This window comes from Rhodococcus daqingensis (assembly GCF_042665615.1).
GTDB classification, from domain to species: domain Bacteria; phylum Actinomycetota; class Actinomycetes; order Mycobacteriales; family Mycobacteriaceae; genus Rhodococcus_G; species Rhodococcus_G daqingensis.
In genome coordinates this window covers 16,737-27,381 of sequence record NZ_JBHTCS010000023.1, presented here as the reverse complement: position 1 = coordinate 27,381, position 10,645 = coordinate 16,737, and the positions used below count along the sequence as shown (strand labels likewise).

Sequence of the window (10,645 nt, the reverse complement as noted above, 5' to 3'; positions counted from 1 at the left end):
GAGATGTGCGGCTCGAGGGCGGCGTAGTCGTAGGGCAGTTCAGGCAGCGAGTAGACAGACACGAGGGTCCCTTCCTTACGGGCGCGCACGCCCGGCGTGTACCAAGTCGATTCTGGGTCGATCCTTCTCGGGCATAACCCAATCTCATTCGTACACCGTCCGCAAGATTTGCGAGCACGCGGGCGCGGATGCGCGGAGTCGTCCCGGAGGCCGGGAAATCGGGCACCGATTCGTCCGACGGGTGAACACGACCTTAATATTGCGTGGTGCTCCGACTGAAACACGTTTCCGTGCGCGCGTCATCGCCGCCGCGGATCGAGTTCGCCGGGGCGAATCTATTGCGCGCGATCGCGGTGCTCGCCGTCATCTACTCGCACATCTCCTACTACGTGATCGACGACCTCGGTTCCGGCTGGTGGGCGATCGACGGCGTCTACGCGGTGCTCGTGAAGGGCGCGGGGCTCAATCAGCACCTCTCGTTCCTGGGCGTCGCGATCTTCATGATGCTCACGGGGCTGATGCTCACCGCCTCGGCCACCCGGCACACGCCCGGACGTTTCCTCTTCAACCGGGTGGGACGGTTGCTGCCCGCGCTGTGGGTGGCGATCCTGATCGCCATCGTCCTGGTGCGCCTGGGCATCAACGGGATGTTCAGCGGTCAGGACGGGATCTCGAATTCCGAGGCGGCCCTCAGCTTCGTACTGGGCGGCTTCTTCCTCACACCCGAGGTCGCGGTGCTGGGGGTGACCTGGACCCTGGTCGTGCAGGTGCTGTTCTACCTGTACTGCGTCGCCGCCCGACCGCTGCTGAAGACGATCCCGATCGCGGTGCCCCTCGCGGGCGCGGCGCTGTGCAGCGCGGTGCTGCTCTACAACCTGTACGTGCCGCAGCCGTACGCGGTGCCGATGCTCTCCAAGGTCGCCGCGACGCTGCCCGCGGTGTTCATGGGTCAGATCATCTATCTGGGCTGGGCGCGACTGGCGGACTGGCGTTGGGTGGTGGTGGCGACCATGGCGCAGGCCGAGGTGGTGCGCCTGGCCACCGACAGTCACGTCTACTGGGCGGGGGACCGCTACCTCTGGACGATGGTCGTGGTCACCTGCGCGGTGCTGGCGCTGGTGCGGTACGACGGCTACCTCGGCCGGTTGCCGGTGGTGCGTTGGACCGCGACCCGTAGCTACGCGATCTACCTGCTGCACACGCTGATCCTGTACAGGGTGTACGAGAACACCGTCGGCTACCTGGGCAGGACCGGCGCGGTGCTCGCGTTCCTACTGGTGACGGCGGGTGCGGCGGAGCTGCTGTACCGGTTCGTGGAGGTGCCGTCGAGCCGGTGGATCGGTGCGCAGTCCCGTCGCTTCGGGCGCGCCGGTCAGAGGACGACGATCGCCACGATGCCGACGATCGCGAGGACCAGCAGGCCGATCAGCACCGCGGGCGCGATCGACTGACGCCCGCGCCCGCCCGGCGCGGGTGACTCGGTGGGCGCCGGCGCGAGCCAGGGCGGGCTGACCGGTGGCGCGCCGAACTCCGCGTCGTCGGGCGTGGCCGCGGGGCCCGAGGGCGCGGGCGGACTCACGGTCCTGGGTGCGGGCGCTGTCGGCGGGGTGTCCTGCGGCGCGGGCTCCGCGGCCGGTCGCGGAGCGCTCCACTTGAACGGTGGCGGGAACGGCGATCCCTGCGTGCCGCCTGCGGGTTCCTGAGGTGACATCTATGCCTCCTGGACGGTCGGCCCCACTGCACCGGCGAGCTTACCGACGCGCGCGGGCGCCGAGCCCGAGGAACGGAAACTGTCACCGCCCCGGCCGCGCGTAGCATCGGATCATGTCCTGGTACGACGACATCCTCGGCCGCGCTGCGGCGAAATCCGTGATGGTCAGCGCCGATGAGGCGCTTCCGGGCCGCGCCCAGCCGCTGCCGGTTCCCGACGCGCACTACGTCAACCGGCACCCGCTGACCCCGCCGTTCCCGGAGGGCATGCAGACCGCGGTCGTCGGCATGGGCTGCTTCTGGGGTGCCGAGAAGGAGTTCTGGCAACTCGACGGCGTGTACAGCACCGCGGCTGGGTACGCCGGTGGGTTCACCCCGAACCCCACCTACGAGGAGGTCTGCTCGGGCCGGACCGGGCACACCGAGGTGGTGTTGGTCGTCTTCGACCCCGCGGTGATCAGTTACGCGGGTGTGCTCCAACAGTTCTGGGAGAACCACGACCCGACGCAGGGCCTGCGGCAGGGCAACGACCACGGCTCGCAGTACCGATCCGCGATCTACACCACCGACGACGCGCAGCCCGCGATCGCGCAGGCCACCGCGGAGACGTTCGCCGTCCGCCTGGCCGACGCCGGGTACGGGGCGATCACCACCGAGATCGCCCCGCTCCGCGAGTTCTACTACGCCGAGGACTACCACCAGCAGTACCTGGCGAAGAACCCCGGCGGGTACTGCCCGGTGCACGCCACCGGCGTGAGCTGCCCGGTCGGCGTGCTGAAGCAGGACGAGGTGCCCGCGCAGAAGGACATCCTGCCGCCGCAGTGAGCCGGCGCGACGATCAGCCGAGCTGCGGAAGCACCTCGTTCGCCACCAGTTCCAGGTGGTCGAGGTCGTCGAGGTCGAGGGTCTGCAGGTAGATCCGGCTCGCCCCGAGCTCGCCGTACCGGCCGATCTTGTCGACGAGTTCGGCGGGTGACCCGGCCGCGCCGTGCTCCCGCAGCTCCGCGACCTCGCGGCCGATCCGCGCGGCGCGGGCGGCGAGTTCGCTCTCGGTGCGGCCGCAGCAGAGCACCAGGGCATTGGAATACGCGAGTTCGGTGGGATCGCGGTCGATCGCGCGGCAGGCCTGGCGGACCCGTTCGAACTGCGGGGCGGAGTCGTCGAGGGAGACGAACGGCAGGTTGAACTCGTCGGCGTAGCGGGCCGCCAGCTCGGGGGTGCGGCGCTTGCCCATGCCGCCCATGATGATCGGCGGACCGGCGCGGTGGAACGGCTTCGGCAGCGCGGGCGAATCCTCGACGCGGTGGTGGGCGCCGGCGTAGGAGAAGGTCTCGCCGAGCGGGGTCTCCCACATGCCGGTGATCACCGCGAGGGATTCCTCGAGCCGGTCGAAGCGCTCCTTCACCGACGGGAACGGGATGCCGTAGGCGAGGTGCTCCTCCTCGTACCATCCGGCGCCGATGCCGAACTCGACCCGGCCGGCGCTCATCGCGTCGACCTGGGCCACGCTGATCGCCAGCGGTCCGGGGTAGCGGAACGTCGCGGAGGTGACCAGCGTGCCGAGCCGGATGGTGGACGTCTCGCGGGCGAGTCCGGCCAGCGTGATCCAGGCGTCGGTGGGGCCGGGGAGGCCGGCGGAGTTCATCGCCAGGTAGTGGTCGGACCGGAAGAAGGCGCCGTAGCCGAGGTCCTCGGCGGCCTGCGCGACGCGCAGCAACTGATCGTAGGTGGCGCCCTGCTGCGGTTCGGTGAAGATTCTCAGCTCCATGCGTGTCAGCCTGCCGCATCCCGCGCGGGCGCGCATGCACCACAACGCGGGCGCCCCCGCGCTCGGGAGAATCGTTCCCGCCTCCGCCGACGGGCCGCCGCCGAACGTGACAGTATCGGTGGTGTGAGCTTTGGTGATGTGCCCTCGGTGCCCGCTGCGGAGGTACCGGCCGAGCTGTCCGGCTCGGTGATCCTGCTGGACGTGCGCGAGGACGACGAGTGGGCCGACGGGCACGCGCCCGGCGCCCTGCACATTCCGATGGTCGACGTGCCCGCGCGGCTGACCGAGATCGACATCGACGCCGAGGTGTACGTGGTGTGCCGCAGCGGTGGCCGGTCGATGCGGGTGGTCGAGTACCTCAACCAGGTCGGCTTCGATGCGGTGAACGTCGTCGACGGGATGGTGGCCTGGCAGAAGTGCGGCCGGCCGCTGACCGCCGACGGCGGCGGGTCGGCGAAGATCTACTAGATGAGCACCATTCAGGTCTGTGCGCGCTGCGCCGCCCGATGGCCGGTCGTCGGCGGTCCGGCGCAGTGGTGCCCGCGGTGCCACGGCGTGCTGCTCTCGCCGACGGATCCGACGCGTCCGGAACCGCCGAACCAGCGCAACTTCCGGTGGGTCGCCCGACGGCCCGGCGCGGTGTCCTCGCGGAACCGACCGGCCCGCCCGCCGGTCGAGCCCGGTCCGCCGTCCTACCGCGAGATCCCCCGTTGGGGGCTGCGCGATGTGCCCCCCACTCCCGATCCGGAGCCGGGTCCCGGCCGCGGCGAGCAGCTCGCCGAGCTGGCCCCCGCCCTCCTCAGCGGTGCGGCGGTGCTGTTCGGCGTGGGCGCGCTCGCCGAGCTGTTCCGCTACGGGTTGCTGCTGCGCAACAGGACCACGCTGATCGGGCCGGGGCTGCTCGCCGTGTCCGACGGACTGGTGGCCGCGGCCGGTCTCCTCGCCCCGGTCGTCGCGGTCTGTGCGGCGGTCGCGGCCGTCGCCTGGCTCGTGGGTGCGCGGCGACGGGCCTTCGCCGGCCGAGGGCAGCTCGACCCGCGCACACCGTCTGTCCTCGCCGTCGGCTGCCTGGTCCCCGTCGTGAACCTGGCGATGCCCGGGGTGTTCCTGACGGAGCTGGACGAGCGGGACCCGCAGACGCGCAAGCTGATTCAGGTGTGGTGGTGCGCCTGGGTCGCGGGCGGGGCGCTGTTCGCCGTGAACCTGCTGTGGCGCACCCGCGACTCGCTGCAGGCACAGGCGGACGGCGTGCTGCTCGCGGCCGTCTCCGATCTCGTCGCGGTGGCCGTCGCGGTCCTCACGCTGCTGGTCATCCGCCGCGTCGACGGCCTGGGCCCGACGGGGCGCCCGCGCGAGCTGACCCGCTGGCTGGTCGCGATCCCCGAACCCGCCACCCCCGTCCCGGCCCCGGCCCGCGCGGAAGCGACGACACCGTGAGCCCCGATCCCCGCAGTCCCCGCGTCGTCGCGCACCGAGGCGCGTCCGCCGCCCTGCCCGAGCACACCCTCGCCGCGTATGAGCTCGCCCTCGAACAGGGCGCGGACGGGCTGGAATGCGATGTTCGGCTCACCCGCGACGGGCACCTGGTCTGCGTGCACGACCGGCGGATCGACCGCACCTCGTCGGGCACCGGGCTGGTCAGCGAGATGACGCTCAAGCACCTCACCGAACTCGAGTTCGGCGCCAACGGGGAGCCGGTGCTCACCCTCGCACAGCTGATCTCGCTCGTCCTCGATCACACCAGCCGCCCGACGAAGCTGTTCATCGAGACCAAGCATCCGGTCCGCTACGGCGGCCTGGTGGAGAGCAAGGTGCTCGCGGAGTTGTCCCGGTTCGGGCTCTCCGCGCCCGCGTCCGCGGACCACTCCCGCGCCGTGATCATGTCGTTCTCGGCGACCGCGGTCTGGCGGATCCGCAGGTCGGCGCCGCTGCTGCCCACTGTGCTGCTCGGAGAGTCGTCCAGGTACCTGGGTGGCGGCGCGGCGACCACCGTCGGCGCCACCGCGGTCGGCCCGTCCATCAAATCGCTGCGCGAGCACCCGGAGATCGTGGACCGGGCGGCCGCGGCGGGCCGGGCCACCTACTGCTGGACGGTCGACGACTTCGATGACGTGCAGCTGTGCCGCGAGCTGGGCGTCGGCTGGATCGCCACCAACCATCCGGGCCGGACCAAGGAGTGGCTGGCCGGCTGACGGCGAGCCGTCGATCTGTACCTGACGGCCCGAGCCGTCGGGACCCCGCGACGTGTAGGTTTCCCGACGTGGGTAAGAGCAAAAGAAACAGTGGTCCGAAGCCCGGCAGCAACCGCGCGGCGAAGCTCGCCGAGCGCCGTGCAGCCCAGGAGAGCGCCGCGGCCGCCGCCGTCCCGCGCCCGTTCGAGGGGCTGGCAGCCGAGTGTGATCTCGTCGCGCTGCGCGAGTTCGTCCCGTCCGCGACGGCGGCGCTGCCGCTGACCGCGGGTGAGCGGACGATCGTGGCAGCGACGGTGCTGCCCGGCGCGGTGGCGGGCCTCGTCCGCGACGAAACCACCGCGACATCTGGCGGCACCGCCGCCGGCGCAACGGGCTTCGTCGGCCTGCAGGTGCCGGGCCAGTCCGCCGACCTGTCGGCCGATCTCGCCGCGGCCGTCGACTGGGCCGCCACCGCGGAGCCCGGGCAGTCGCTCGCCACTGTCGATGCGCAGCCGGGGGGACCTCGCCTCGGCGACGTGATCGACGCGGGAGCCCTGCTCGAGATCACCGTGCACCAGGACTTCAACTGGTGGATCCCGGAGGGCGTCACGCCCGCCCCCGAGGTCGCCGCCACCGTCGAGCAGGCCAACTCGGTCATCATGCCGTCGGCCCGCCTCGACGGCGAGGGCGTCGTGGCAGCGTGGTGGGTCGACGCGGGCGAGAAGGCGCACCTGCGCTGGGTGCGACCCGAGGACGAGGATCAGCTGATGCTGGCCCTCGCCCGCGTGCATGCGTCCGGTGGCCTGCACCTGGGGGAGGGTTCCCGGTACGCCGGGTCGTTCCGCACCCACGGGCTGCTGGTGCCGGTGTTCGACCTCGACCCCGAGCGGCACGCCCAGGAGTGGGCGCCCGCGACGGCGGAGCTGGGCCGGCGGCTGGCCGACGCGCTGGCCGTCGACGCGCCGCTCACGTCCGACGAGCTGCGCTCGCGCGACGGCCTGCGCGGCCGCCAGGTCACGCTTCGCTGATGCGGCTACGCCGCAGTGGTGCGGTTACGGGGTCTCGGTACTCCGCAACCGCACCACTGCGCGTCAGCGCACCGGCGGGACGCGTCGGGTGCTGACCGCGATCCGGTTCCACGAGTTGATGGTCAAGATGACCGAGATCAGCTGCGACAGTTCGCGCTCGTCGAAGTGCTCGGCGGCCCGCTCGTACACCTCGTCGGGGACGAAGCCGTCGGTCAGCACGGTGACCGCCTCGGTGAGGGCGAGCGCCGCGCGCTCGCGATCGGTGTAGAGGCCCGGCACCTCCTCCCACGCGTTGAGCAGGTACAGCTTCTGCTCGCTGACCCCGACCTTGCGGGCGTCCTGGGTGTGCATGTCGAGGCACCACGCGCAGTGGTTGATCTGCGAGGCGCGGGTGAGCACCAGCTCGACGAGGACCGGGTCGAGGTCCTTCTTGGCGGCGGCGTCGAGGGCGATCATCGCCTGGTAGACCTCGGGGGACTGCTTGAAGATGTTGACGCGCTGGGCGGTCTCGGTGGTCGTCATGGGAGTAACTCTATGCGGGCAATGGACCGAATGAGTGGTTCAATTCGTGGGTGGAATCTTGGGCCAATTCCGGATTGGATCTACACCTCGACCTCCGTGGTCGCGGCGGCCTCCGCTCGTCGCTGATGGCCGCCCTCCGGGAGGACATCCGCTCCGGGCGGTTGGCGCCGGGTGCACTGCTACCGCCCTCGCGCACGCTGGCCGCGGATCTCGGCGTCGCGCGGAACACCGTCGCGGACGCCTACGCCGAGTTGGTCGCGGAGGGCTGGCTGACCGCCCGCCGGGGCTCGGGCACCCGGGTGGCCCCGAGGGCCGCGCCCGCTGCCGACCCCCGGCCACCGCGGCCCGCCCCGCCGGTCCGGCCCGTGCACAACCTGATGCCCGGGTCCCCGGACGCAGCCTCGTTTCCGCGGGCCGCATGGCTGGCCTCGACCCGGCGGGCCCTGACGGCGGCCCCGAGCAACGCGTTCGGGCCGGGTGACCCGAGTGGACGGCCGGAGCTGCGAAAGGCCTTGGCGGACTACCTGGCCCGCGCCCGCGGAGTGCGCGCGGACCCGGACCGCATCGTGGTCTGCGCGGGTACCGCGCACGCCCTGACCCTGCTCGCCCCGCTGCTGGGTGGGGCAGTTGCGGTCGAGGGCTACGGCCTGCACGTGCACCGGGAACTGCTCGGCGCGGCGGGGGTGCGCACGCTGCCGCTGCCCGTCGACTCGGACGGCGCACGGGTCGACGAGCTCGCGCGGTCGGGGGCGGCCGCGGTGCTGCTCACGCCCGCACACCAGTTCCCGATCGGTGGGCCTCTGCATCCGGAACGTCGTGCGGCGGTGCTCGATTGGGCGAGCCGGTCGGGCGGGCTGATCCTCGAGGACGACTACGACGGCGAGTTCCGGTACGACCGCCAGCCGGTCGGGGCGATGCAGGACCTGGACCCCGAGCGGGTGGTGTATCTCGGTTCGGTGAGCAAGAGCCTCTCGCCCGCGCTGCGGCTGGGGTGGATGGCGCTGCCCGATCGCCTCGTCGATCCCGTGCTTGAGGCCAAGGGACTCTGGGAGCGGTGGGTGAGCGCGCCCGATCAGTTGACGCTCGCCGACTTCGTGGTCTCCGGTGGATACGATCGCCAGATCCGGCTGATGCGCGGCCGCTACCGCCGGCGCCGGGACCAGCTGGTGGCCACGCTCGCGGATCGGGCCCCGGAGGTGCGGGTCACCGGCATCGCGGCCGGCCTGCACGCGGTGCTCGAGTTGCCCGCGGGGGCCGAGGCCAGGGTTCAGTCGGCCGCGGCCGCGGAAGGCCTTGCGGTGGGGGCGCTGTCGACGTTCCGGCATCCCGACGTACGTTCCACGCCGCGAGACGGCCTGGTGGTCGGATACGGCGCTCCCGCCGAGCACGCCTTCGCGGGGGCACTGGACGCCCTGTGTCGGGCGCTGGCCGAGGCCGCCCGCCTCCGCTGAAGAAGGCTCCGACGGAAATGCGAAGCGGCCGAATGCGTGTGCGGAGCACAGGCATTCGGCCGCTTTGTGAGCGCCTACGGTCTAGATCGACCCGCCTGCTGCGGGCGGGGCGCCCGCGGTGTCGCCCACGCTGTTCATCTCGCGGGCGACGAAGTCCTCGAGGTGGAACAGGTTGTTGCCCGCGCGATCGGCGATGGCAAGCAGGGTGGTCATGGAGGCGACCTCCTCGACCTGTTCCTTGAGGAACCACTGCATGAACTGCTCGCCGAGGTAGTCACCCTCCTCGCGGGCGGTGCTCGCCAGCTGGATGATCTGGTCCGTGACCAACTGTTCCTGCTTGAGCGCCAGCGCAATCGGTTCGCGGGTGTCCGCGAAATGCGACTTCGACGCGTCGACGCCGCTCAGTTCCACGGTCATGTCCCGATCCAGGAAGTACTGGACGATCATCATCGCGTGGTTGCGTTCCTCGACGGCCTGCGAATAAAAGTGCTTCGCGAGCTGGGGCAGATCCGCATTGTCGAAAAAGACTGCCGTCGCGATGTACTGGTGCGAGGCGTTGAATTCGTTGCGAATCTGATCGTGCAGAAGCGCGTGAAATTTGGTCCGATCGGTGTCGGCGGAGTCGCTCATGCGGCGAAACGATATAGCTGGTCAGGCCGCGTGTCATCCAAGTCGAGCCTTATTGAGGCCAGTATTCCCTAATTGAGTCGAACCTAATTGAGCCGAGCCTAAATACCGCCGCCGGCCCGGTTTCGGGCCGCCGGAATCGGCCGTCACCGGCGAGTTCATCTGCCGGTTCCACGCTTCCGGTGGTGAATGGGCAGTCCCGAGACCCGGCGTCCGCCGATACCCTGGGGTCATGCCGACCGTAGGCCGGGCCGTGGAGCCCATGGCGGACGCGATCACCCTCGACCCGCTCGGGAAGCTCCGGGCGGTGCGCCGATCGGCGGTGTCGCGGGACTGGGACGAGATCAAGCAGTGGTCCGACTCGGTCTACATGCCGTACCTCGTCCGCCCGACCGACCGTGCCCTGATGCCCGCGGCGAGCATGTACTCGGCGAAGATCGCGGACATCACGCTCACCCGGTTTGCCTATGGCGTCCCGGTCGCGATCGGTGAGTTCGCGCCGGAGTCGGGAAACGTGTTGGTGCTCACGACGATCCGAGGCGCTACCCGGCACTCGGTCGCCCACGGCAGGTCGGCGGACGTCACCAGCGGGGGCACCTTCGTTGTGGACTGCAGCCGGGTCGACTACCGGTTCGAGGCTGACCCGGAACACCTCCAGCTGAACCTGACCATTCCGCACCAGCTGTTGGCGGACCTGGCGCTGCGCTGGTGGGGCAGCGTCCCCGATGACCGCCTGTGGCGACACAAGTGCGTGATCGGCGGCCCAGGGACCACGTGGCTGGCGCTGATGGAATACGTCGTGCGCACGCTCGCCGAGGCGCCGGACCGGGTCGCCGACGGGCGGGTCGGGATCAACCTGCAGGAGATGATCGCGGCGCAGCTGCTCACCGACTGGACCACCCGTGCGGGCACCGAGCTCGGCCCGCCGACCGCGCTCCACGCCCCCGGCTATGTGCGCCGCGCCGTGCGGTACATCGACGAGAATGCCCGCGATCTGCCCACGGCATCGGAGATCGCGCTCGCCGCGGGCGTCAGTGTTCGAGCGCTGTCGGGCGCGTTCCGCCGCTACCTCGACACCACCCCACGCGACTACCTGCGTGAACAACGGCTGCAGGGAGTGCGGAGGGAGTTGTTGGCGGGGCGGTCGAGCACGGTGGCCGAGGCCGCCGGGGCCTGGGGGTACGTCAACCTGGGGATGTTCGCCGCGGCCTACCGCCGCCGCTTCGGGGAGAACCCCGCCCAGACGGTGCGCGGCGCACAACTGTGACGCCGGTCATGTGGTTTGTGCCGACCGGAGACAGGCGGTGCCGAATCGAGACACCGCACCCCCTCGCCCGGTCATAGCGTCACGTCCCACATCGACTTCAG

The 10,645-nt window shown here is 70.9% G+C and carries 12 protein-coding genes; 8 read left to right on the top strand and 4 right to left on the bottom strand.

From position 1 onward, the window contains the following. Window positions 1-314 precede the first annotated feature (314 nt). On the top strand, window positions 315-1,451 hold the full coding sequence (locus ACFQS9_RS19170) for an acyltransferase family protein (protein WP_378407591.1): 1,137 nt from the start codon (window positions 315-317) through the stop codon (window positions 1,449-1,451). On the opposite strand, the gene ACFQS9_RS19165 is transcribed toward ACFQS9_RS19170, so the two are convergent. Further along, window positions 1,373-1,711, bottom strand: a complete 339-nt coding sequence (locus ACFQS9_RS19165) for a hypothetical protein (protein WP_378407585.1) — start codon at window positions 1,709-1,711, stop codon at window positions 1,373-1,375. The genes ACFQS9_RS19170 and ACFQS9_RS19165 overlap by 79 nt on opposite strands. Before the next feature lie 113 nt (window positions 1,712-1,824). On the opposite strand from ACFQS9_RS19165, the gene msrA reads away from it, so the two are divergent. Beyond that, a complete protein-coding gene (msrA, locus tag ACFQS9_RS19160) occupies window positions 1,825-2,535 on the top strand; it encodes a peptide-methionine (S)-S-oxide reductase MsrA (RefSeq protein ID WP_378407583.1) in 711 nt (236 codons plus the stop codon). Between the two features lie 13 nt (window positions 2,536-2,548). Here msrA and ACFQS9_RS19155 read toward each other — a convergent pair whose 3' ends face one another. Beyond that, window positions 2,549-3,478 (bottom strand): LLM class F420-dependent oxidoreductase, encoded by a 930-nt coding sequence (locus ACFQS9_RS19155; RefSeq protein ID WP_378407581.1) that lies wholly within the window; start codon window positions 3,476-3,478, stop codon window positions 2,549-2,551. 123 nt (window positions 3,479-3,601) lie between these two features. Here ACFQS9_RS19155 and ACFQS9_RS19150 point away from each other — a divergent pair, with 123 nt between their 5' ends. The 4 genes from ACFQS9_RS19150 (at window position 3,602) to ACFQS9_RS19135 (ending at window position 6,677) form a co-directional block, all read left to right on the top strand. Then, window positions 3,602-3,946 (top strand): rhodanese-like domain-containing protein, encoded by a 345-nt coding sequence (locus tag ACFQS9_RS19150; RefSeq protein WP_378407579.1) that lies wholly within the window; start codon window positions 3,602-3,604, stop codon window positions 3,944-3,946. Then, on the top strand, window positions 3,947-4,915 hold the full coding sequence (locus ACFQS9_RS19145) for a DUF4328 domain-containing protein (protein WP_378407577.1): 969 nt from the start codon (window positions 3,947-3,949) through the stop codon (window positions 4,913-4,915). After that, window positions 4,912-5,670 (top strand): glycerophosphodiester phosphodiesterase, encoded by a 759-nt coding sequence (locus ACFQS9_RS19140; protein ID WP_378407575.1) that lies wholly within the window; start codon window positions 4,912-4,914, stop codon window positions 5,668-5,670. Before ACFQS9_RS19145 ends, ACFQS9_RS19140 begins: the two co-directional genes overlap by 4 nt. Window positions 5,671-5,738: 68 nt before the next feature. Then, the gene (locus ACFQS9_RS19135) at window positions 5,739-6,677 is read left to right on the top strand and encodes a DUF5926 family protein (protein WP_378407573.1); all 939 of its coding nucleotides are present in this window, start codon (window positions 5,739-5,741) and stop codon (window positions 6,675-6,677) included. A gap of 63 nt (window positions 6,678-6,740) precedes the next feature. Here the strand turns inward: ACFQS9_RS19135 and ACFQS9_RS19130 are convergent, their stop codons facing one another. After that, window positions 6,741-7,199, bottom strand: a complete 459-nt coding sequence (locus ACFQS9_RS19130) for a carboxymuconolactone decarboxylase family protein (protein ID WP_378407571.1) — start codon at window positions 7,197-7,199, stop codon at window positions 6,741-6,743. A gap of 50 nt (window positions 7,200-7,249) precedes the next feature. Here ACFQS9_RS19130 and pdxR point away from each other — a divergent pair, with 50 nt between their 5' ends. Next, window positions 7,250-8,650: a MocR-like pyridoxine biosynthesis transcription factor PdxR gene (pdxR, locus tag ACFQS9_RS19125; protein WP_378407569.1), complete on the top strand. Its 1,401-nt coding sequence runs from the start codon at window positions 7,250-7,252 to the stop codon at window positions 8,648-8,650. A gap of 81 nt (window positions 8,651-8,731) precedes the next feature. Here pdxR and ACFQS9_RS19120 read toward each other — a convergent pair whose 3' ends face one another. Beyond that, window positions 8,732-9,280 carry a ferritin gene (locus tag ACFQS9_RS19120; RefSeq protein WP_378407567.1) on the bottom strand — a complete coding sequence of 183 codons (549 nt, stop codon included), beginning with the start codon at window positions 9,278-9,280 and terminating at the stop codon, window positions 8,732-8,734. 229 nt (window positions 9,281-9,509) lie between these two features. On the opposite strand from ACFQS9_RS19120, the gene ACFQS9_RS19115 reads away from it, so the two are divergent. Then, window positions 9,510-10,544, top strand: coding sequence for an AraC family transcriptional regulator (locus ACFQS9_RS19115; RefSeq protein ID WP_378407565.1), 1,035 nt, complete (start codon window positions 9,510-9,512; stop codon window positions 10,542-10,544). Window positions 10,545-10,645 lie beyond the last annotated feature (101 nt).